Annotated in this window: 19 protein-coding genes; 12 read left to right on the forward strand and 7 right to left on the reverse strand. The window is 63.2% G+C overall.

The window, feature by feature from the left end:
• Nucleotides 1-137: 137 nt before the first annotated feature.
• Complete coding sequence (locus H7C86_RS00310) at nt 138-1,331, forward strand: AI-2E family transporter (RefSeq protein WP_003945249.1); 1,194 nt, start codon at nt 138-140, stop codon at nt 1,329-1,331.
• Here the strand turns inward: H7C86_RS00310 and H7C86_RS00315 are convergent, their stop codons facing one another.
• Complete coding sequence (locus tag H7C86_RS00315; RefSeq protein WP_020908512.1) at nt 1,332-4,310, reverse strand: AAA family ATPase; 2,979 nt, start codon at nt 4,308-4,310, stop codon at nt 1,332-1,334.
• Nucleotides 4,307-5,482: an exonuclease SbcCD subunit D gene (locus H7C86_RS00320; RefSeq protein ID WP_182260909.1), complete on the reverse strand. Its 1,176-nt coding sequence runs from the start codon at nt 5,480-5,482 to the stop codon at nt 4,307-4,309. The genes H7C86_RS00315 and H7C86_RS00320 overlap by 4 nt, the downstream gene beginning before the upstream one ends.
• A 217-nt stretch (nt 5,483-5,699) precedes the next feature.
• On the opposite strand from H7C86_RS00320, the gene H7C86_RS00325 reads away from it, so the two are divergent.
• Nucleotides 5,700-6,656: a DUF6542 domain-containing protein gene (locus H7C86_RS00325; protein WP_182260910.1), complete on the forward strand. Its 957-nt coding sequence runs from the start codon at nt 5,700-5,702 to the stop codon at nt 6,654-6,656.
• Nucleotides 6,657-6,723: 67 nt separating this feature from the next.
• On the opposite strand, the gene H7C86_RS00330 is transcribed toward H7C86_RS00325, so the two are convergent.
• The gene (locus H7C86_RS00330) at nt 6,724-7,737 is read right to left on the reverse strand and encodes a 4-hydroxy-3-methylbut-2-enyl diphosphate reductase (RefSeq protein ID WP_003945273.1); all 1,014 of its coding nucleotides are present in this window, start codon (nt 7,735-7,737) and stop codon (nt 6,724-6,726) included.
• Nucleotides 7,738-7,890: 153 nt separating this feature from the next.
• Between H7C86_RS00330 and H7C86_RS00335 the strand changes: the two genes are divergently transcribed.
• The 3 genes from H7C86_RS00335 to H7C86_RS00345 are packed head-to-tail and all read left to right on the forward strand — an operon-like array spanning nt 7,891 to nt 9,973.
• Nucleotides 7,891-8,490 (forward strand): lipid droplet-associated protein, encoded by a 600-nt coding sequence (locus H7C86_RS00335; protein ID WP_113683167.1) that lies wholly within the window; start codon nt 7,891-7,893, stop codon nt 8,488-8,490.
• The gene (xseA, locus tag H7C86_RS00340; RefSeq protein ID WP_003945258.1) at nt 8,487-9,752 is read left to right on the forward strand and encodes an exodeoxyribonuclease VII large subunit; all 1,266 of its coding nucleotides are present in this window, start codon (nt 8,487-8,489) and stop codon (nt 9,750-9,752) included. The genes H7C86_RS00335 and xseA overlap by 4 nt, the downstream gene beginning before the upstream one ends.
• The gene (locus tag H7C86_RS00345; RefSeq protein WP_019744579.1) at nt 9,749-9,973 is read left to right on the forward strand and encodes an exodeoxyribonuclease VII small subunit; all 225 of its coding nucleotides are present in this window, start codon (nt 9,749-9,751) and stop codon (nt 9,971-9,973) included. The genes xseA and H7C86_RS00345 overlap by 4 nt, the downstream gene beginning before the upstream one ends.
• 21 nt (nt 9,974-9,994) lie before the next feature.
• Here H7C86_RS00345 and H7C86_RS00350 read toward each other — a convergent pair whose 3' ends face one another.
• On the reverse strand, nt 9,995-10,564 hold the full coding sequence (locus tag H7C86_RS00350) for a DUF4245 domain-containing protein (protein WP_003945206.1): 570 nt from the start codon (nt 10,562-10,564) through the stop codon (nt 9,995-9,997).
• Nucleotides 10,565-10,744: 180 nt separating this feature from the next.
• On the opposite strand from H7C86_RS00350, the gene glpX reads away from it, so the two are divergent.
• Entirely contained in the window at nt 10,745-11,779 is a 1,035-nt protein-coding gene (gene glpX, locus H7C86_RS00355; protein WP_019744581.1) for a class II fructose-bisphosphatase, read from the forward strand.
• A gap of 101 nt (nt 11,780-11,880) precedes the next feature.
• Nucleotides 11,881-13,284 (forward strand): class II fumarate hydratase, encoded by a 1,404-nt coding sequence (locus tag H7C86_RS00360; RefSeq protein WP_019744582.1) that lies wholly within the window; start codon nt 11,881-11,883, stop codon nt 13,282-13,284.
• Between the two features lie 49 nt (nt 13,285-13,333).
• Here H7C86_RS00360 and H7C86_RS00365 read toward each other — a convergent pair whose 3' ends face one another.
• Nucleotides 13,334-14,053, reverse strand: coding sequence for an NADPH-dependent F420 reductase (locus H7C86_RS00365; RefSeq protein WP_020908517.1), 720 nt, complete (start codon nt 14,051-14,053; stop codon nt 13,334-13,336).
• 59 nt (nt 14,054-14,112) lie between these two features.
• A complete protein-coding gene (locus H7C86_RS00370) occupies nt 14,113-14,568 on the reverse strand; it encodes a nitroreductase family deazaflavin-dependent oxidoreductase (protein ID WP_182260911.1) in 456 nt (151 codons plus the stop codon).
• 340 nt (nt 14,569-14,908) lie between these two features.
• Here H7C86_RS00370 and H7C86_RS00375 point away from each other — a divergent pair, with 340 nt between their 5' ends.
• The 5 genes from H7C86_RS00375 to H7C86_RS00395 all read left to right on the forward strand — a co-directional run bounded on the left by H7C86_RS00375 (nt 14,909) and on the right by H7C86_RS00395 (nt 19,733).
• Nucleotides 14,909-15,475, forward strand: a complete 567-nt coding sequence (locus H7C86_RS00375) for a TetR/AcrR family transcriptional regulator (RefSeq protein WP_003945239.1) — start codon at nt 14,909-14,911, stop codon at nt 15,473-15,475.
• Between the two features lie 97 nt (nt 15,476-15,572).
• Nucleotides 15,573-17,144 carry an MFS transporter gene (locus H7C86_RS00380; protein WP_020970254.1) on the forward strand — a complete coding sequence of 524 codons (1,572 nt, stop codon included), beginning with the start codon at nt 15,573-15,575 and terminating at the stop codon, nt 17,142-17,144.
• Between the two features lie 97 nt (nt 17,145-17,241).
• Nucleotides 17,242-18,855 carry a serine hydrolase gene (locus tag H7C86_RS00385; protein WP_182260912.1) on the forward strand — a complete coding sequence of 538 codons (1,614 nt, stop codon included), beginning with the start codon at nt 17,242-17,244 and terminating at the stop codon, nt 18,853-18,855.
• Between the two features lie 17 nt (nt 18,856-18,872).
• Nucleotides 18,873-19,298, forward strand: coding sequence for a limonene-1,2-epoxide hydrolase family protein (locus tag H7C86_RS00390; protein WP_019744587.1), 426 nt, complete (start codon nt 18,873-18,875; stop codon nt 19,296-19,298).
• Between the two features lie 30 nt (nt 19,299-19,328).
• Entirely contained in the window at nt 19,329-19,733 is a 405-nt protein-coding gene (locus H7C86_RS00395) for a carboxymuconolactone decarboxylase family protein (RefSeq protein WP_019744588.1), read from the forward strand.
• A gap of 60 nt (nt 19,734-19,793) precedes the next feature.
• On the opposite strand, the gene H7C86_RS00400 is transcribed toward H7C86_RS00395, so the two are convergent.
• Nucleotides 19,794-21,161 carry a PhoH family protein gene (locus H7C86_RS00400; protein WP_182260913.1) on the reverse strand — a complete coding sequence of 456 codons (1,368 nt, stop codon included), beginning with the start codon at nt 21,159-21,161 and terminating at the stop codon, nt 19,794-19,796.
• Nucleotides 21,162-21,341: the final 180 nt, after the last annotated feature.

Genomic DNA, 21,341 nt, shown 5'->3' on the forward strand with positions numbered 1-21,341 from the left:
CCGGTCGGCATGCTTCAAAACACAGAATTGCATCGCAACACACGAGTTATCGCATGCAGTCGTTACGATCAGCTCAGCTAGATCACCGGATTCGCACATCGGCGAGGAGATCCCTGCGCCGACGGAAAGGACGATCAGTGAGCGAGCAAGACAAGGGGACGTCCGCAGGGGTGCGAAAGCGCGACCGCGGCGAGATCATCGGGCAAGGGGGTATGTGGCTCGCAAAGTGGTCGTTGGTGTTGGCGTCGATTTCGCTGGGCGCCTGGATTTTCGGTTGGCTGATCGAAAAGCTCTGGGTCATCATCCTGCCGGTGGCTCTGGCAATCGTCGTTGCGACAGTCATGTGGCCGCCGACCCGCGGAATGATCAAGCGCGGTATGCCACCGGCCGCGGCAGCCGGCATCACCCTGGTCCTCTCGATCGGAATCTTGGCCGGTGTGATCGCAGGCATCGTTCCGTCAGTGGTCAGCCAGGCCCCCGAGCTCGCGAACAAGACCACCGAGGGCATCAATCAGGTTCAGGACTGGCTCCAGGGTCCGCCACTGAATCTGAAGGACGACCAGATCGACAACGCAGTCCATGCCGTCATCACGAAGGTGCAGGAAAGTGGAACCGCCATCGCTTCAGGCGTTTTCAGCGGTGTGAGCACGGCGAGCTCGTTGTTGGTCACGCTCGGTTTGGTCCTGATTCTCGCCTTCTTCTTCATCAAGGACGGACCGAGGTTCATCCCCTGGCTGCACGCTGTCGGCGGCGGCCGCGCCGGTCGGCATCTCGAAGAGGTCCTCACCCGCATGTGGGACACGCTCGGCGGATTCATCAGGACTCAAGCACTGGTGAGCCTGATCGACGCGGTCTTCATCGGCGCCGGATTGCTCATCCTCGGGGTCCCGCTGGCACCGGTGCTGGCAATTCTGACGTTCATCGGTGGATTCATCCCGATCGTCGGTGCGTTTGTCGCCGGCGCCCTGGCCGTGTTGGTTGCGTTGGTGGCAAACGGCCTCACCACCGCCATCATCGTCCTGATCATCATCCTGGCCGTTCAGCAGATCGAAGGAAATGTCCTTCAGCCTGTGCTGCAGAGCAAGTCGATGAAACTCCACGCCGTCATCGTGCTGCTTGCCGTGGCCGCCGGTAGCTCGCTGTACGGCATCGTCGGCGCCTTCCTCGCAGTGCCCGTCGCCGCTGTTGCAGCAGTTGTCATCCGCTACATCGGAGAGCAGATCGACGAACGCGCAAGCGACAACGAGCCGATGCCCGCCGGCGATGCCTCGGACATCCTCGAAGATCAAGACGACGACGCCGAGTCAGAGGTAGAGAACAAAAAGGCCTGATCAGCCCGCGATCACCTTCACCGAGGAGCCTGCACGTCCGCGAATGACGTGCAGGCGACTCGGGATTCGCTGCCTCATCTCGTCCACGTGACTGACGATGCCCACCACTCGTCCTCCGTCGCGAAGCTCGTCCAACACAGCCATCACCGAGTCGAGGGTGTCGGCGTCGAGGGTGCCGAATCCTTCGTCAATGAACATCGTGTCGAGAACGATTCCGCCGGACTCCGCCGCAACCACATCGGCGAGTCCGAGCGCCAAAGACAATGACGCCAAGAACGATTCACCGCCCGAGAGCGTCTTCGCCGAGCGAACGACGCCCGTGAAGTCGTCCCGGATGTCGAGTCCCAGACCGCCGCGGCGACCCCGAGATCCTGCCTCGTCACTGTGCACGAACTCGTACCGTCCCCCGGACATCCGCTGCAGACGAACCGATGCCGACACGGCGATCTCTTCCAACCGCGAAGCGAGCACATACGCTCTCAGCGACATCTTGCGACTGTTCTGACCTTTGCCGGCGATCACGTCTGCGAGGGCAGCGAGTTCGTCGTGCAGTTCACGCTCAGGTGCAACCGCCTCGTAGGCCTTCTCGAGTTGTCCGCTGAACCGTTCGAGATCCGACACACGGTTCTCGGCCAGGGAAGCGGCCGCAACAGTCGCGTTCACTACCTCGGCGCACTGAAGCGCGAGGCCGCGAGGGCCGTCCACGTCGACGGTCTCGACTTCACCCACCGCAACAACCTCGGGGTCGTCGAGGACAGTCCGGGCGGCAACCTCGAGGTCACGCGCCTTGGCGAGTTCCGTTTCGATCGCCGCGATTCGGGCAGGCGATCTCACCCCTCCGATCGCAGCCTCGACCGAATCGAATCCGGCAGCGGCCGCAGCAGCGGACAGTTTGGCCGACAGTTCCGCCGATCGGGCCTGCGCACGAACGGCGTCGTCGCGCATTTCGGACGCCGCCGTGGCAGCGGATGCAAGGCCTTCGAACCGCGAGCGCCGAGCAGCGATGGTCGAATCTTCTCCCACCGCAGCAACGATCGCCGCTCGAATCTGCTCGACCGTCGCTGACAGAGTCGTCCTACGCTCGGCAAGTGCCGCCAATTCGGCTGTCAGAGAAGCGGATTCCTGTTGTAGTTCGGTGTCACGCCCATTGAGTTGCGCAAGTTTTTGTGCCAGCACTCCAACCTGACCGGCAGAGTGTGTCGCCTCGTCGACGGCGTTCCGTGCCTCGGCGCGGAGCCTGTCGAGTTCTTCGGAATCGCCGTCTCCGCCGCGCGCGATCACCCGGTCGATGTCACGTTCGACGGTTACCTGGCGATCGGCCACCTTGCTGAGGGCTTTCTCGGCCGCACGCTCGGCCGCTGACGCGGCTTCCAGATCGGGCTCGGTGACCGTGACGACATCCGACTGAGCCAGCGCAGGGTGTTCACGCGAACCACACACCTGGCATGGGTCACCAGGCGCGAGTGAACTCGCCAACTCCGCCGCCATGCCCTCGATACGCTTTTGCACGAGGTCGAGCCAGCGCCCGCGAGCACTCTGATGGGCGTCGCGCGCATCCAACACCTGCACACGAATCTTCTCGGCTTGTGCACGCAGAGAAACGATTTCATGGGCCGCTGTCGCGGCATCCGACGCTTTTACGAGTGCAGCCTCGAGGCCAGGCAGAGCCGCGTGAGCGCGTTGCGCATCCTCCAGTCGTTGGCCGGCCGAGCGCACCAGTTCTGGCAGTTGTGTGCGTTCAACCGCGATGGCATCGATGCGCTCGGACAGAGTGTCTCGCCGAACTCCGAGTTTCTCGATCTCGGCTTCTGCCGCATCGGCTCGTCGAGCGTCCTCCGCCATTGCGTCCAGGCGAACGATCTCGTCACGCCAGGTCCGGATCCGAGCTACGACGCGTTGACGCTCATCGTCGGTGGGTGGCCACACCTCCGGCACGAAAATCTCCGGACCGTCGAGTGCGGAGTAGGTCGACATCGCTGTGGTCATCGATTCGAGTGCGGCAGCGAGATGCAAGCCGGCAGCGTCCACATCGCCGGCGACAGCGGCCACCGGTAGTGCACGCTTGGCGGTCTCGAGTTCGGCGCCGATCACAGCTCTTTGGGAGGCGCCCGTATTGAATGCTGCGAGCTCAGCGGTCGCACGATTACGGCGAGCTACCAGATCTGCGGTTCGCTGCGCCGCCGACAGAACCCGATTAGCCTCGGCTGCTGCATCTTTCGCGGTCACCAGCTCCGCGAGACTTGCATCGCGGGTGTCCTGAGCCTCGGCGAGGAGTTTGCGCGACCATTCCAGTGGGTGTGCCTCGGCGCCTACCTCGAGTCCCGCAGCTGTCTCGACCTTCGCGAGCAGCAGCCGCACGGATTGCTCCCTGGCCGCGAGCGCGGTCGCACTTGCCTTTCGCTTGGCGTCGAACCATGCCTCGACGGAGACAAACCGCTTGGTGTCGAACAGACGCTCGAGCAGTTTGCCTCGCTCGTCGCTCTCGGCACGCAAGAATTTGGCGAACTCACCCTGCGGCAAGAGCACCACCTGGAAGAACTGATCAGCGCTCATGCCCATGAGGCGGTTGATCTCGTCACCGATGTCAGGGATGCGCGAAAGGTTTTCGCCGCGGCCGTCCAACCACGTCAGTGTGGCCTTTGCGTTCTCCGTGATCGAACCGGTGCCACGCTTCTTCGGGCGCGAATACTCTGGACTACGAACAAGTTTGATTCTGCGACCACTGATGGTCGCTTCGAGTTCCACGCGCGGCACCGAACCGGCAGGCGCATGATCGGACAGTAGCCGTTTGCCCTCGTTGCGCGCACCCGGAACCCGCCCGTACAGGGCAAAGGAAACCGCGTCGAGGATCGTGGTCTTGCCTGCACCGGTGTCGCCGTGCAGAAGGAACAACCCGTCTGCACCCAATCGGTCGAAGTCGACCTCGACAGTGTCGGCAAAGGGCCCGAAAGAGCTGACTTCGAGTTTGTGAAGCCTCACGCGGTTTCACTCAGTTCTACCGTGGACTCCTCGGCGCGCGCGGCAGCGCTGAGCGCTTCGGCCATCAACTTGACCTCCCGCTCGGACGGGTCACTACGCACGGCCGAGACAAAGCCACGGGCGATCTCCATGTCGGTTCGACCCCGTACCGCGTCGCGATACTTGAGATCCGATTGTCCTTCCGGCCTTTGCCATTCGAGATGAACGGCAAAGGGGAAACGTGCATGGAGCTGCCTCATGGCATCGACGGGACGAACCGGATCAGTGAGCAAAGCGGAGACGTAGCACTGCTCGGAATCGGCGTACTTCGACTCGGTGAGAAGTTCCTCGAGAGTTCCCGTCACCTGGCTCAGCCCTCGAATCACCGGAAGATCGAGGCGCTGCACCGACGACAGTCCGGCTGCGTCGAGTTCGATCAAAAGCGCAGCCTTGCGGTGGCTGCGCTCACCGAACGAATACGGCAACGGTGAACCTGAGTAGCGAACGCTCTCCGAGAGCATCTGGGGCGAATGCAGATGCCCCAGCGCAACGTAGTCGACACCGGCAAACTCGCCCACTGCGACAGTCTCCACTCCGCCGACCGAAATGGAGCGTTCCGATTCAGACGCCTCACCGCCCACGACAAAGGCATGCGCGAGCAGTACCGACCGAGTCGACGGATCGGTAGCTGTTCGTTCGGCGAGGTCTCGCCGAACACGCGACATTGCCGCACCGAGGATGTCGGAATGAGTACGAGCCCGGGGCACGTCCAACTCGACGCGCGTGATCTCCGGCTCGAGATACGGAATCCCGTAAAACGCGACAGGTCCGAACTGATCACTGAGCATCACCGGAGTACCGATCTGGCCGACTCGGGTGATCAAGTGCAATCCGCCGGCAGCTGCAAAGGACGCCCCGGCACCGAGCCGCACCGCGGAATCGTGGTTGCCGGACGTGGCGACGATGACCGCTCCGGCCGCCCGGATTGCCTCGAAGCCTCGATTGCACACCGTGACCGCGTCGGAACTGGGAATTGAGCGGTCGTAGATGTCACCGGGCACGACCACGACGTCAACACCGTGTTCGCGGACGGAATCCGCGATGGAACCGAGCACACTCGCCTGATCGGCCAACAGATCGACGCCGTGAAACGTGCGACCTATGTGCCAATCGGAGGTGTGCAGAATCTTCATGAATCCGACGGTAGAGCAGCCCACCGACACTGCCGATCTCCCACGCTGACGGCTTCGACGGTGTGCCCCAACCCACGAACGTCCGGTGACCCTGCACACAATCCGTCCGGTTCGTTTGGCGAAGAACCCGAAACCATCGCGCCATCGCGCCGATAAATGCGCCAGCCACGACCCGCACAAACACGGCCGACAACGCAAGAACCGCTAATGTCGTTATGTGTCTGCAACCCAACGTGCTCGCTCCGGGGTACCGCTGGACAAGCGATCGCTCATCGTGACCGTCCCCGGCCTGCCCTGGTGGGGAGTGATCCTGCTTGCTGCCGGTGTCACCGCCGTCGGCGTACTGATCGATGCAACCGGAGGCGGCGGCGAGCTCACCGCGGTGTTCTCGACGTTCTACTTCCTGGGCTGTCTCTTCGCTGTGGTTGCCGCTTCGAACAAGGCTCTTTTCACCGCGATGGCCCAACCTCCGTTGCTGCTCTTCGCTGCGGTGCCGATCGGGCACACGCTCATCGGCAAGGACAACAGCACCGCACTGCGCGACATCGCGATCAACATCGCGTACCCGTTGGTCAACCGCTTTCCGATCATGTTGGCCGCAACCGTCGTCGTGCTGATAATCGGCGGTTTCCGGTACTTCCTGCTCAATCAGCGTCCCACCGGGCCTGCGCGCTCGACCCGCTCCCGCCGCTCGGCGACCACCACTCGAGACTCCTCTGCGGCTGCCACGCGAGAACAATCCGCACCCGAGACCGGGCGTCGCCGCAGAGTCTCGGACGCGCCCGTCCCCGGGCCCCCGCGTCGCCGCGCCCCCGAGGTGGACGAACAGCCCGCTTACCGAAGCGCTCCCCGGCGCGAACCGATCGAAGACGATCGCCCGCTGCCGCCCCGGAGAAGCCCACTGCCACCCAGGGTCGATCGCACGCACCAACCGCCTACGCGTCGCCCTCAGCCGGACAGCAGACCGACAGCAGACGACGACTACCCGTCGTACGGTCGCCGCCGGGCGCCCGAGCCCAGTCCGTCGCCCAGGCGTGAGGAGCGGATGGAGCCCTTCTTCGCTTCGGGTGACGACGTATCGCCGCCGCTGCCCCCTCGCCGCCGCCCACCCGGAGTCGATCTTCCCGCGTATCCGCCGCCGCGAGTTCGGTACCGCGATCGCGAAGAGCCCTGACAGACGAGCCCAGTAGCAAAAAATGCGGGGCACCTTCCATCTGGAAGGTGCCCCGCATTTTCTTGTTCTAGGACGTGCGCGCTGCTCGCAATTCACGGGGAAGGGCGAACACCAGAGTCTCGTTGGCTGTGGTGACGGGCTGAACGTCGTTGTATCCGTGCTCGGCAAGAAGTTCGATCACGCCGCGCACGAGCACCTCGGGTACTGATGCACCCGACGTGATGCCGACGGTCTGGACACCCTCGAGCCACGCGAGATCGACCTCACGGGCGTAGTCGACCAGGTACGACGCGGCAGCGCCCGCCCCGAGTGCGACCTCGACGAGGCGAACCGAGTTGGACGAGTTCCGTGAACCCACCACGATCACGAGATCGCACTCGGGAGCCATCGCCTTGACCGCGACCTGACGGTTCTGCGTGGCGTAGCAGATGTCGTCGGACGGCGGGTCCTGCAGATTGGGGAAGCGCTCACGCAGGCGCGCGACAGTCTGCATCGTCTCGTCGACACTCAGTGTGGTCTGGGAAAGCCAGATGACCTTCGACTCGTCACGAACCGTGACCGCGTCGACCGAATCCGGGCCGTCGACGATGGTGACGTGATCGGGAGCCTCACCTGCGGTGCCCTCGACCTCCTCGTGGCCTTCGTGGCCGATGAGGAGAATGTCGTAATCGTCGCGAGCGAATCGCTTTGCTTCCTGGTGCACCTTCGTGACCAGGGGGCACGTAGCGTCGATCGTGCGCAGGTTCCGCTCGGCAGCCGAGTCGTGGACGGCCGGAGACACACCGTGCGCCGAGAAAACGAGGAGTGATCCTTCCGGAACCTCGTCGGTTTCGTCGACGAAGATCACGCCTTGATCTTCGAGCGTCTCGACGACGTGGCGATTGTGGACGATCTCCTTACGCACGTAGATGGGTGCGCCGTGCTTCTCGAGCGCCTTCTCGACGGTCTCGACCGCGCGGTCGACGCCGGCGCAGTAGCCGCGAGGCTCGGCGAGGAGCACGCGCTTGGCGCTGCCCTTGCGGGTGGACGGCGAATCAGCCGAGTGCGCGATACCGAGATTGAGAGGAACAGCCGAAGACATGTGACCAGCCTACTGGCACCTCGAACGTGAGACACTCCGGCAAACGTGAACACCTCGGTTTCGGGCTCCGATCGAAGGTTCCGAAGTAAACGAGTACGGCCGTCACAGGCAAGTCGGCTACCGATTGTCGGAGCTTTGCGGCAAGCTGTGGGAATGATCCGACCACCGTTCGTGGCGCGCGTTGCCGCGGGACTCGCCGTCACCGCGATGGAAGAGGCAAAGAAGTTGCCCACCACCGCTGTCGCCCTGCCGATGACCGCCGTGAGCCAGATGCTGCAGACAAGCATGCGCGTGCAGCAGTCGATCACCTCGTTGGCGATCAAGGGCGATCAGGCATTTGCACTGATCAACTGGTCTTCCGAGGACGAACAGCCCGAGTGGGCGGTCTTCGACGAGGACGCCGACGCTCCCGCGGACTCGGCGTCTTCCACCGGGTCGACCACCGCTGACACCCCGACCAATGCCGGACGCTTCGCGCTCTACTCGCTCGAGCCGACTGCCCCCATCGAGGAGCCCGCACCCGGCGCCGAGTCCGAATCCGCGGCAGCTACGACGGACGGACCTGCCGAAGAGCCCGAGATCGTCACCGAACTCGACTACCCCAACCTCACACTCGCACAGCTCCGTGCGCGCATCCGGACGCTCAGCATCGACGAGCTGACCGCCGTCCTGGACTACGAGAATGCGACGCTCGCCCGCGCACCGTTCCAGACCATGCTCACCAACCGCATCACCACAGCCAAGGCAAAGTGACTTCCGCAACGCCCCCCGCTTCATCGCAGCGATCGTCCGGCGCCAGCAGCGCTGAACAGCCGTGGCCGGTCCGCACGGTTTCCGCCAAGGTCGCCGGCTGGATCGATCGACTCGGCAGCATCTGGGTCGAAGGTCAGATCACCCAGATCAATGCACGCCCCGGTACCCGAACGGCCTTTCTCGTTCTGCGTGATCCGTCGGCAGACATGTCGCTGTCGATCACATGCTCACCACAGTTGTTGCACAACTCTCCGGTGCCGTTGACCGAGGGCTCGCGTGTCGTGATGTTCGGCAAGCTCTCGTTCTACACCGGACGCGGAACGGTGTCGTTGCGTGTCACCGAGATTCGCGCCGTGGGTATCGGTGAGCTGCTGGCCCGCATCGAGAGACTGCGCGCCTTGCTCGCCGCGGAGGGCTTGTTCGATCCGAGACTCAAACGGCCTCTTCCGTTTCTGCCCGGCACGATCGGCCTGATCACGGGCCGAGCCAGCGCGGCCGAAAAGGATGTCGTCTCGGTCGCCCACCGTCGTTGGCCCGCAGTGGCTATCGCGGTGCGTAACACCGCGGTGCAGGGCCCGACTGCTGTTCCCCAGATCATCGAAGCGCTGAAGGAACTCGACGCCAACCCGGTAGTCGACGTCATCATCCTCGCTCGCGGCGGCGGTAGCGTCGAGGATCTCCTGCCGTTCTCCGACGAAGCGCTGTGCCGCGCCATCGTGGCCTGCACGACGCCGATCGTAAGTGCCATCGGCCACGAGCCGGACAGCCCGCTCAGTGACCACGTCGCCGACCTGCGCGCAGCCACACCCACCGACGCGGCCAAGCGCGTCGTACCCGACGCGGTTGCGGAAGCTGCTCTGGTTGCCGATCTTCGTGACCGCAGCGCTGCGGCACTGCGCAGCTGGGTCAAGCGTGAGTCTCATCTGATCGAACAGTTGCGCACTCGACCGGTCATGGCATCACCGCTGCTCGCGGTGGACCGTCGCGCCGAAGAGGTCGAAAGGCTCCAGGCCGCCGGACGACGCGATGTGACTCGGTTGATCGACTCCGAGTCCCGAACGATCGAGCATCTGCGCGCCCGGCTCACCACGCTGGGCCCCGCCGCGACGCTGGCCCGCGGGTACGCAGTCGTGCAACGTGTTGTCGCCGACGGCGATCCGGAGGTTCTGCGCTCGGTCGAGGACGCGCCACCCGGAACCCAGATTCGAGTTCGACTTGCAGACGGCGCCGTTCGCGCCGCAGTGATGGGAAGAGAAAAATGAGCAACGCCACCGACACCGACACCGACATCAACGAACTCGGCTACGAAGCAGCCCGCGACGAATTGGTGAGCGTCGTGAAGATTCTCGAACAGGGCGGCCTGGACCTCGACGCGTCACTCTCACTGTGGGAGCGAGGCGAAGCGTTGGCCAAGCGCTGTGAAGAGCATTTGGCCGGCGCCAGGGCTCGCGTCGAAAAGGCTCTGGCCGAAGCGGACGAGTAACGTCCGCTCCGACCGGAAATCCTATGGCGTGATCGGCTGCGCTGCGCCGACCTTCTCGGCAAGAATCCGGAACTCTTCCGGCGTCGCCGCGCCCGTGAGCAACAGGCGAACATCCCCGACGTCCGTGACCCAGATCGACTCGACACCTTCGCCGCCGAAGACGTTCCACGTATCGGCACCGACGGTCTCGACTCCCGTCGCGAATCGCTGTCCACCGGCAACGTGTGACACCAACGGGAATTCCTCGGCGTTGCTCTGTGTCAGCTGAATGTAGCGACCACTGGTCGTGATGAATCCCACAGTGCTCGAATCTCCACCGCCGTCGCCGGAGATGATTTTGCGACTGCCGGAATTCGGGGTCCACCCGTCCGGAACACCGGGATTACGGATGGGAAATCCAAGTTCCTTCGCGTCGTAGTTCAGAGCTGCGTCCACGTCGACGCTCGGGATAGGCCCCTGCGTCGGGCCGCCAGGACTGAATGTGCACTGGCTGGCGATGCCCGCAATGATGATGCAGAACAGCACCAACGGTACGAGAGACCAGACCATGTCTTTGTTGTCTTCGAGAATGCGGGGTTTCTTCGATGCCACACCCCCAGTATCCAGGTACTGCGCAGTAGATACGATTCCCGGTCCCCTTCGAGCGAGACAAAACGTCGCAGCAGCGACCCGACAGCGCACGTAGCCGCTCCCATCTGGGACAATGACGCCTGAAGAAACCACTGCGTCGACACACCCCGTCGACCGCGACCGCGCCAGGAGGCACCGCACATGACGGCCAGCAGCACTCATCGTGAGACCCCGGACCGTAACCTCGCACTCGAATTGGTCCGAGTCACCGAAGCCGGTGCTATGGCTGCCGGCCGCTGGGTAGGCCGCGGCGACAAGGAAGGCGGCGACGGAGCAGCCGTCGACGCTATGCGTCAGCTCGTCTCCTCCGTCTCGATGCGCGGCATCGTCGTCATCGGTGAGGGCGAGAAGGACGAAGCGCCGATGCTGTTCAACGGCGAAGAGGTCGGAAACGGCGACGGCCCCGACTGTGACTTCGCCGTCGACCCGGTCGACGGCACCACCTTGATGTCCAAGGGCATGCCCAACGCGATCTCCGTTCTGGCTGTTGCCGAGCGCGGCGCGATGTTCGATCCGTCGGCCGTGTTCTACATGGAGAAGATCGCTGTCGGACCGGATGCTGCAGATGTCATCGACATCAGCGCACCGATCGCCGAGAACATCAAGCGCGTCGCCAAGGTCAAGAAGGCGTCGGTCTCCGACATCACGATCTGCATCCTGGACCGCCCGCGTCACAACCAGCTGATCCAGGACGTGCGCGACACCGGCGCTCGTATCCGTCTGATCTCCGACGGTGACGTTGCCGGCGCCATCGCCGCAGCGCGTCCCGAGTCCGGCACCGACATGCTCGTCGGCATCGGCGGAACGCCTGAGGGCATCATCGCCGCAGCAGCCATGCGCTGCATGGGTGGATCGCTGCAGGGCAAGCTCGCACCCACCGACGACGAAGAGCGCCAGAAGGCCATCGACGCCGGTCATGATCTCGATCGGATCCTGACCACCGAAGATCTCGTCTCCGGCGAGAACGTATTCTTCTGCGCCACGGGCGTCACCGATGGTGACCTGCTGCGCGGTGTCCGCTACTACGGCGGCGGCGCCAGCACGCAGTCCATCGTGATGCGCAGCAAGTCCGGCACCGTTCGCATGATCGACGCGTACCACCGTCTCGAGAAGCTGCGTGAGTACAGCTCCGTCGACTTCGACGGCGAAGAGGGCGCGGTTCCCCCGACGTTCTGATCGGCTCCGCCCCGTGAGTGGTTAGGGAGTCCCTGCACTCCTTAACCGCTCACGGGGGACGTAGTCCCCTACCCGCCCTCCAAAAGTGGCAATGTGGAGCCATGACGGAGAGCAACGATCAACAGTTCCGAATCGAACACGACACCATGGGCGAAGTTCGGGTGCCCATCGACGCACTGTGGCGGGCACAGACCCAGCGTGCAGTCGAGAACTTCCCGATCAGCGGGCGCCCACTCGAGCGCACCCAGATCCGCGCAATGGGCTTGCTGAAAGCAGCGTGCGCGCAGGTCAACAAGGACCTCGGACTGCTCGACGCGGACAAGGCCGACGCAATCATCGCCGCCGCGAACGAGATCGCCGAAGGCAAGCACGACGATCAGTTCCCCATCGACGTCTTCCAGACCGGCTCGGGAACCAGCTCGAACATGAACGCCAACGAGGTCATCGCGTCCATCGCGAAGGCCGCCGGCGTGGACGTACACCCCAATGATCACGTCAACATGTCGCAGTCCTCCAACGACACCTTCCCCACCGCCACGCACGTCGCAGCTACCGAAGCAGCGGTCACCGATCTTGTTCCGGCACTGGAACATCTGCATGCTGCGCTTGCGACGAAGGCGTCCGAGTGGAAGACCGTCGTCAAATCCGGACGCACCCACCTGATGGACGCTGTGCCGGTCACGCTCGGTCAGGAGTTCGGTGGCTACGCACGTCAGATCGAGGCCGGCATCGAGCGCGTCAACGCAACACTCCCTCGCCTCGGCGAGTTGCCGATCGGCGGAACAGCAGTCGGCACCGGTCTCAATGCTCCGGATGGATTCGGCCCCAAAGTTGTTGCCGAGCTGGTCAAGTCGACAGGCGTCGACGCGCTGACTCCGGCGAAGAACAGCTTCGAAGCACAGGCCGCGCGTGACGGACTGGTCGAAGCATCGGGCGCGCTGCGGACCATCGCAGTCTCACTGACGAAGATTGCCAACGACATTCGGTGGATGGGATCGGGTCCGCTGACCGGACTCGGCGAGATCGCACTCCCCGATCTGCAGCCGGGTAGCTCGATCATGCCCGGCAAGGTGAACCCGGTCCTGCCCGAGGCAACCACTCAGGTTGCGGCTCAGGTGATCGGAAACGACGCCGCCATCGCGTGGGGTGGCGCTGCCGGAGCGTTCGAACTCAACGTCTACATCCCGGTCATGGCACGCAACCTGCTGGAGTCGTTCACCTTGCTGGCCAACGTCTCTCGACTGTTCGCCGACAAGTGTGTCAGCGGACTGGTCGCACACGAGGAGCACCTCAAGACACTCGCCGAATCTTCACCGTCGATCGTGACGCCCCTCAACTCGGCGATCGGTTACGAGGAAGCCGCGGCCGTCGCGAAGCAGGCGCTCAAAGAGAAGAAGACGATCCGTCAGGTCGTCATCGAGCGCGGACTCGTCCCGGACAAGCTGAGCGAGGAAGAACTCGACAAGCGTCTCGACGTTCTGGCGATGGCGAAGGTCAAGGACTGAACAAACAACAGAGTGGCGGTTTCCACTTCGGAAACCGCCACTCTTTTCCCTACACCGTAGTGGTTGCGCGCCATTCGTCGGTGCGATCGGGGCTCGCCTCGGCCAATGCCTTCAACGTCGCTTCACGATCGAAGTCCTTGCCGTACACCGGAGTTCCCGGCTGCTGACGCCAGGAATCGTCGATCGTTCCCGCATCGACAGGATCGAAGCCCAACTGATTGATCAGATCGAACACGACCTGCTTGTTCGCGTCGTCGTCGCCGGCGATGGGTAGCGCAATGCGCCCCTCTGCACCTTCGGGAAGCCCCTTCTCGAGGAGGTGCTTCCACCAGATTCCGTTGAACGCCTTGAATACCGGTACACCCAGGCGCTCCTGCACCCATCCGCTTTCGGTCTGTCCGTCCTCGATGGCCGAGATCAGACCGTCACGCTGTTGCGGGTAGTAGTTGTTGGTCTCGATGACCGGGGCACCGGCGACCGCACCGCTGAGGATCCCCGCCGGTAGATCGACCACGTTCTTCTGCGGGATGCTCACGATGACCAGCTCGGCGCCCTCGGCGGCCTCGGTGCTGCGGACTGCCTTCGCGCCCGTCTCCGCTTCCAGTTCTGCAAGGGTGTCCGGTGTCCGCGAGTTCGAGACGCGCACGTCGTGACCGAGCGCAGCGAGCCTACGTGTGAGCGTGCCACCGATCTGACCGGCTCCGATGATTCCGATGCGCATGACCCTGCTCCTTCGTCGTGTGTAGTGGCGATCGCGCCACCGCTGCATTCGTCAACGACGAGAACGCACCGGGTCATTCCGTACCGACTACTTCAACTCCCGTTGATTCAATCGGTTGACGGATCGAGTTCGAGCCTGATGCGAACACTGACCGGATCGGTCTGCAATCCGCGAAAGGCCGAGGCCGTCAGCGCCGATCTGAACTTCCCCGACGTGAATGTCTTCACCCGCGCCGGGACGTCGTCGTCCGGCATGATCTGGGCCTGTCCGTCCACCCACTCGCCGCGGCGACGGATCCGAACCTTCGGCGTCGCAGAGATATTGGCGCCCCAGCCCCTGTCGATGCCGTGCTGCGCGATGACCCACGCCTCGTCGCCGTCGTAGGTGATCGCAACGGGCACTCGGCGGGCCAGACCGGTTCGGCGTCCAACCGTCTCGATCTCGGTCATCAACGACGGCATCAAGCCGATCCGAGCCAATCCGGTGACCAGCGGATTGGCGAAATACTTCCCGACTGCGACTTCGATTCTTCGTTTTCGTGCAACTGACGTCGGTACCGGCATGCCGTTTCCTCTCCTCCGGAGCTGGCGCTCGAAGCAACAGCTCTATACCGCACGATATAACCACTGATCCGGGAGTTTTGCCACCATGAATATCGATCAATACCCACTACCTGCACACAACACTTGACTGTGTCTGTGGGTTACATCTAGTCTCAGATTCGTTCCTATACCGATCGACATACTGGGAGGCAGTGATGAACACACCTCGAGACACCTCGTTGCCATGACCGGCCCGCAGACGCGTTGTCCGATCGCCGCAGCGCGTCGCAAGTGGGGAGTACCAAGAGAACCAGCGGCACCAGATGAATCGAACAGCTCTGCGATTGCATACGATGGCGGGATGGCCGACTCCGATTCCCGCACTCTGATGCTGGTCGGCGCCATCAATGCCTTCCGTGAACACGGGATCGCGACGACCTCGCTCACCGAGATCGTCGAACGCTCGGGAGCTCCCCGCGGGTCGGTGTACCACTACTTTCCCGAAGGCAAAGGACAGCTGGCCGGCGAAGCAGTTGCCTACTTCGGCCGAGGCGTCAGCGCCGCCATCAGTTCGATGATCGCTCAGTCTTCCCCACCGGAGATCATCGACGCGGTTGTCACAATATTTCGAAACAGCTTGGTAGAGAGCGATTTCACCTCCTCCTGTCCGGTCGCAGCCGCGGCGGTGGAGGGCGCGTCGACGCCGGCGGCATTAACTGCTGCGGGCGAATCCTTCACCTCGTGGGAATCGCTTCTCACATCGTTCTTCTGGCAGCAGGGACAGCCGTCCGAGACTGCAGCACAGTGGGCAACCGTCGTGATCGCGTCGATCGAAGGCGCGACTCTGATGGCAAAAGCTCAGCACACCACCGCGCCTCTCGATCGGATCGGCGCGCACCTCAAGGCTCTGGTCTCGGCCCCGAGCTGACCAACCCCTCTACTTCCAACCGCTGCTGCCGTCCGCGCAGGAGCAGAGATGGCGTACAAACATGTCTCACACACTTGCACCGGCGCCCTCGGCGCCTATGATGACCAAGTCCCGTCGATTCACTGCGCTGATCTTCATCTGCCTCGCCGAACTCCTTGTCGTGCTGGACAACACAGTGGTCAACGTCGCACTGCCGACGATGAGCGTCGACCTGTTCGCCAGCGTCAGTGACCTGCAATGGATCGTCGACGCGTACACGTTGACCTTCGCCGGGTTCCTACTCACTTTCGGCCACCTGGGTGACCGCTTCGGACGCCGCCGAGTGATGATCATCGGTCTGATCGGCGTCGGCGCGATGTCGCTCGTCGGCGCTTTGGCTTCCAACCTCGAACAGGTGATCATGGCGCGCGCTGCCATGGGTGTCTTTGCCGCAGCGGTCTTTCCGGCCACCCTGGCCATGATCACGAACATCTTCACCGACGCCAGAGAACGAGCCATCGCCATCGCTGCCTGGACCGCAATGGCCGGCTTCGCGATTGCCATCGGCCCGACGGCAGGCGGTTGGCTTCTCGAGCACTTCTCCTGGCACTCGGTGTTCTGGATGAACGTTCCGGCTGCGTTGCTGGTCATCGTCGGTGTGCTGCTGGTTGTTCCGGAATCGAAGGCGCTTCACGTCGGCCGATTCGATTTCGTCGGAACAATCTTGTCGCTCCTCGGCATCGTCATTCTGGTGTGGACCATCATCGACGCGCCACATCGCGGATGGGTGTCGCCATTCAGCATCACGGGATACCTCTCTGCGACAGTGTTGTTGGCGGCATTCGTCGCATGGGAACTGCGCACCGATGCGCCGATCCTGAACATGAATCTCTTCCGAATCCGGCGGTTTTCATTCCCCGCCTTGGCTATTGCGGTCAGCTACTTCAGCATGTTCGGGTTCTTGTTCCTGATCACGCAGTACTTCCAGGGCGTTCGCGAATACTCGCCACTCGAATTCGGCATCCACTCTTTGCCTTTCGCCGCCGCTGTTGCGGTGGGCGCCCCAGTTGCCACCTTGGCGGCACAGAAACTCGGCACGACCGCAGTGATGGTGTTCGGCCTCCTCGTCCTCAGCGGCGGCATGTTCCTGGCCGGCCAGACGACCGTCGAGACGCCCTACCTCGGACCCGTCGTGATCTCGATGGTTCTCATGGGTCTGGGCCTCGCAATTGTCCAGGGACCGGCTACCGACTCCATCATGTCCTCGGTGCCCCTCGACGAAGCCGGCGCTGGCTCGGCAGTCAACGACACGACGCGTGAACTCGGTGGGACCCTGGGCGTCGCCGTCATCGGCTCGATCGTCGCCTCGTATTACACGTCCAAGGTGGCTCCGATCGTCGACGCCATTCCCGACGCCGTGATGTCGGCACAGGAGAAGGGCTTCGCTCGTGAGTCGGTGCTCAGCGTCATCGAGATCCGCTCGCGCGACATCAGTCCGCTCTTCGAGCAGCAGAAGGACAGTCTGATCTACACGATGAAGACCGCGTGCCTGGAAGGCTTCGCCATCGCGTCGTACTTCACGGTCGGCGCAGCACTGATCACCGCGCTGCTGGTCGCGTTGTTGCTCCCCTGGAAGCCGGTCACAGAAGGCTCCATTCTCGGCAGTCTGGCAACCAAGACCCCGAAGTAGCTACAGGGTTTCCCGATTTGTCCGTATCTCAGCCCGCCGTTCCCCGATACTGGATTGACCGAGTGGTACCGACGACAGCCCTGCTAGGGAGAATCTCGTGTCCATCACCAGTAGAAACATCTCGCGACTGTCGGCTGCGGCGGTTCCGGTAGTACTGACGGTCGCCCTGCTCGCCGGATGCTCGTCCGATTCAGACACCACCTCAGCGCCCGGGCCGGTCGTCAGCGACGCCAGCCCCGGTCTCGACGCCGGGGTGCCGATCCCGGACGGGCAAATCGACGACGCGGTCGGGAAGCTCGACGGCCTCGCGAACGATCTCATGGCAAGTTCGGGCGTCCCCGGCATGGCTGTGGCCGTGGTGCACGGCGGTAAGACTGTGTATGCAAAGGGATTCGGGGTTCGCGAGTTGGGTAAGAGCGCCACCGTCGATGCCGACACCGTGTTCCAACTGGCATCGGTGTCGAAATCGGTAGGAGCCACGGTGGTCGCCCACGAAGTCGGAATCGGGACCGTCGACTGGGACACTCCGGTGATCTCGAAACTGCCGGGGTTTGCGCTTGGCGATCCGTGGGTGACCGACCACCTCACGATCTCCGATCTCTACACGCATCGGTCGGGATTACCGGACCACGCCGGCGACGGGCTGGAGGACCTGGGCTACAACCGGGCCCAGGTGATCGAGAAGCTACGCCAACTACCGCTCAATCCATTCCGAATCACATACGAGTACACGAACTTCGGCGTCACAGCCGGCGCTGAGGCCGTTGCAGCTGCGGCGGGCACCGATTGGGAAACGCTGTCGCAGAACACAATCTACGGCCCGCTCGGTATGACGTCGACGTCTTCGCGGTTCGCCGATTACCAGGCCCGAGAAAATCGAACAGTGGGCCACATCCTCGAAGACGGAAAGTACAAGGTAGGGCCGGTTCGGGACGCCGACGCCCAATCCCCCGCCGGTGGAGTCAGCTCCTCCGCGAACGACATGGCCAAGTGGTTGGACATGGTGCTGTCCGGCGGTCAGTATCAGGGGCAGCAGGTCGTACAGACGGATGCGCTCGTGCCCGCAGTGAACCCCGAGATCGTCTCGCGCCACGCGCAGCAGATCGGGGAACGCTCCGGCTTCTACGGCTACGGGTTCAACGTTTCCGACAGCGCCGCTGGCCGTGTCACCGCCAGCCACTCCGGCGCTTTCCTGGTCGGAGCCGGGACAAATTTCGTGACGATTCCCTCCGCTGACGTCGGCATCGTCGTTCTGACCAACGGCACGCCCACCGGCGTCGCGGAGACCTTGACCGCCGAGTTCGCCGATCTGGTGCAGTTCGGGAAGATCACCCGCGAGTGGCGCCCGCTGTACGAAGCGGCGTTTGCCTCACAAGCCGATCCCGAGGGCGAACTTGCCGGGAAGACACCGCCGACCTCCCCCGCGCCTGCCCCACCGACAAACCAATTGACCGGCGACTACGGCAACCCGTACTGGGGTCCCGCACTCGTGACACAGCAGAACGGTGCGCTGGCCTTGACGATGGGTCCCGCGGCGGTGACGTATCCGCTGACCCACTGGGACGGAAACACCTTCACGTTCCCGCTCAGCGGCGAGAACGCACCGGCCGGGACGGTCTCGAAGGCCACCTTCGACGGAAACTCGCTAACCTTGGAGTACTTCGATCACGATCATCTCGGTACCTTCATCCGGGCAACACCGGCCGAATAATCAGCCAAGGACACCCCATGAGTAGTTCGACAGCCACGGTGAACGCAATGTTCGCGGCCCTCACCGATTTCGACGTGGACGCAGCAGCCGAATTGATGACAGACGACATCGTCTGGCAGAACGTCTCGCTCCCCACTCTGCGAGGCAAGAAGACCGTCGTGCGAGCGCTTCGTCTGGTCACCAAGCCTTCACTGAAATTCGAGGCCGAGATGCACCACATCGTCGGCGACGAGTCCACGGTGCTCACCGAACGCACCGACATCCTGACCGTCGGGCCGCTGCGCATCGAATTCTGGGTGTGCGGAACTTTCGAACTGCGCGACGGCAAGGTCTCCGTCTGGCGTGACTACTTCAGTCTGCGAGACGTCGCGTGGGGTGTGGTGACCGCGGTCGGCCGTGCAGTCGTCGGGAGCGGGACACGAAGTAGGCTTGCTCCGGCCTGAAATCACCTGCCGAAAGCGAGCGAACCTGCCATGCCCGAGAACACCACGCCTGACTCCTTCGACGCCGGCTTGGCTGTGCGCACCGAAGTCATGGGGGCCGATTTTGTCGACGCCGCCTTCGAGCGCACCCGCGGCACCGACAGCGAAGAACTGCAGAACTTCGTGACGGCCAATGTCTGGGGTTCGGTATGGACGCGTCCCGGACTCGATCGCCGCAGCCGCAGTCTGATCAATCTGGGGATGCTGATCGCGCTGCGCGCGGAGAACGAACTCAAAGGCCACGTACGCGGAGCACTACGAAACGGCTTGACGCGCACCGAGATCGTCGAAACCGTGATCCACGCGAGCGCGTACTGCGGTGCTCCGGCGGGACTGGCGGCGATGCGTGTCGTGCAAGAGGTTCTCGACAACGAACTCGGACCGCTGCAAAACTGAACTACTGAAAACCCAAGAATCTCCCCGTGCAGACCGAAGTCCGCACGGGGAGATCGCTTCTCAGGAAGTGGGGCCGAACTCCTCGAGCATGTCGGTCACCAACTCGGCGATCGGCGACCGCTCACTGCGCGTGAGTGTGATGTGCGCAAAGAGCGGGTGCCCCTTGAGCTTCTCGATGACGGCCGCAACTCCGTCGTGCCTGCCCACTCGCAGGTTGTCACGCTGCGCGACGTCGTGCGTAAGGACCACTCGCGAGCCGGTTCCCAGACGAGAAAGCACTGTCAGCAGAACATTTCGTTCGAGTGACTGCGCTTCGTCGACGATCACGAACGAATCGTGCAGCGACCGACCGCGAATGTGCGTCAGCGGCAACACTTCCAGCATTCCGCGGGCGAGAACCTCTTCGAGAACCTCTGGCGAAGCCAACCCGTCGAGAGTGTCGAAAACGGCCTGAGCCCACGGGCCCATCTTCTCGCTCTCACTACCGGGAAGGTAGCCGAGTTCTTGTCCGCCAACGGCATACAGCGGACGGAAGACGACGACCTTGCGCTGGGTGCGGCGCTCGAGAACGGCTTCCAAACCTGCTGTCAGAGCCAAGGCCGACTTACCGGTGCCTGCCTTGCCGCCGAGAGAGATGATGCCGATGCTCTCGTCCATGAGGAGATCGAGCGCAATGCGCTGCTCGGCGGAGCGGCCGTGCAGCCCGAACGCCTCACGCTCACCGCGCACCAACTGAATGCGCTTGTCGGGAGTCACCCGACCGAGGGCGCTCGACGAGCCACCGAGCAGACGAAGACCCGTGTGACACGGCAGATCTCGTGCTTCGTCAAGGTCCAGGAAACTCTCGTTGAACAGCTCGTCGATGTCCGTCGAGGCGACGTCCAGCTCGGTCATGCCCGTCCATCCCGATGGCACGACGTCGTGAGCGTGGTACTCGTCGGCAGGTAGTCCCACCGCGCCTGCCTTCACACGAAGCGGTATGTCCTTACTGACGAGGACTACGTCCTTGCCCTCCGCCGCAAGGTTCAGCGCGCACGCCAGAATCCTCGAATCGTTACTGTCCGTGCGGAATCCGACGGGTAAGACCGCAGGGTCGGTGTGATTGAGTTCGACCTGCAGTGTCCCGTTCTCGGTGCCGATCGGTACCGGACGGTCGAGGCGGCTGTATTCGATCCGGAGATCGTCGAGCATGCGGAGCGATTCTCGGGCGAACCATCCCAGCTCGTGGTGGTGTCGCTTGCCTTCGAGTTCGCTGATCACGACCAGTGGCAGTACCACGTGGTGTTCGGCGAATCGAGTGACAGCCCATGGATCGGACAGTAGTACCGAGGTATCCAAGACGTACGTGCGAAGTGCATCTCCCGAATGATTCCCGGCTGATAGATCAGCCCGGGCCGAGTGGGCAGAGACGGAGCGTGATGCAGTCACGTTGGGCTCCTAGGTCTGCGCGGCACCCGCGCAAACTCAGCTCGCTGGGCCGGACGGCTCTGGTGTCAGGTGACGCTGTGTCAGCTGAAACAAGGGCCGGGCGCCGGCCCTCTCGTACTGAGTGTTTCAGTCACGATCAGAACCTCCCGCACAAGTAACTTCTGGTTACTCGTTACTGCC

The sequence above is a fragment of the Rhodococcus sp. UFZ-B548 genome, from assembly GCF_903819475.1.
In the GTDB taxonomy this organism is placed as follows: Bacteria; Actinomycetota; Actinomycetes; order Mycobacteriales; family Mycobacteriaceae; genus Rhodococcus_F; species Rhodococcus_F erythropolis.

Bases quoted from the DNA above. Each gene is read 5' to 3' on its own strand.
- H7C86_RS00320 (WP_182260909.1), bottom strand. From the start codon at position 5,482: ATGAAGATTCTGCACACCTCCGATTGGCACATAGGTCGCACGTTTCAC.
- H7C86_RS00330 (WP_003945273.1), bottom strand. From the start codon at position 7,737: ATGTCTTCGGCTGTTCCTCTCAATCTCGGTATCGCGCACTCGGCTGAT.
- H7C86_RS00335 (WP_113683167.1), top strand. From the start codon at position 7,891: ATGATCCGACCACCGTTCGTGGCGCGCGTTGCCGCGGGACTCGCCGTC.
- H7C86_RS00345 (WP_019744579.1), top strand. From the start codon at position 9,749: ATGAGCAACGCCACCGACACCGACACCGACATCAACGAACTCGGCTAC.
- glpX (WP_019744581.1), top strand. From the start codon at position 10,745: ATGACGGCCAGCAGCACTCATCGTGAGACCCCGGACCGTAACCTCGCA.
- H7C86_RS00360 (WP_019744582.1), top strand. From the start codon at position 11,881: ATGACGGAGAGCAACGATCAACAGTTCCGAATCGAACACGACACCATG.
- H7C86_RS00365 (WP_020908517.1), bottom strand. From the start codon at position 14,053: ATGCAGCGGTGGCGCGATCGCCACTACACACGACGAAGGAGCAGGGTC.
- H7C86_RS00370 (WP_182260911.1), bottom strand. From the start codon at position 14,568: ATGCCGGTACCGACGTCAGTTGCACGAAAACGAAGAATCGAAGTCGCA.
- H7C86_RS00375 (WP_003945239.1), top strand. From the start codon at position 14,909: ATGGCCGACTCCGATTCCCGCACTCTGATGCTGGTCGGCGCCATCAAT.
- H7C86_RS00380 (WP_020970254.1), top strand. From the start codon at position 15,573: ATGATGACCAAGTCCCGTCGATTCACTGCGCTGATCTTCATCTGCCTC.
- H7C86_RS00390 (WP_019744587.1), top strand. From the start codon at position 18,873: ATGAGTAGTTCGACAGCCACGGTGAACGCAATGTTCGCGGCCCTCACC.
- H7C86_RS00395 (WP_019744588.1), top strand. From the start codon at position 19,329: ATGCCCGAGAACACCACGCCTGACTCCTTCGACGCCGGCTTGGCTGTG.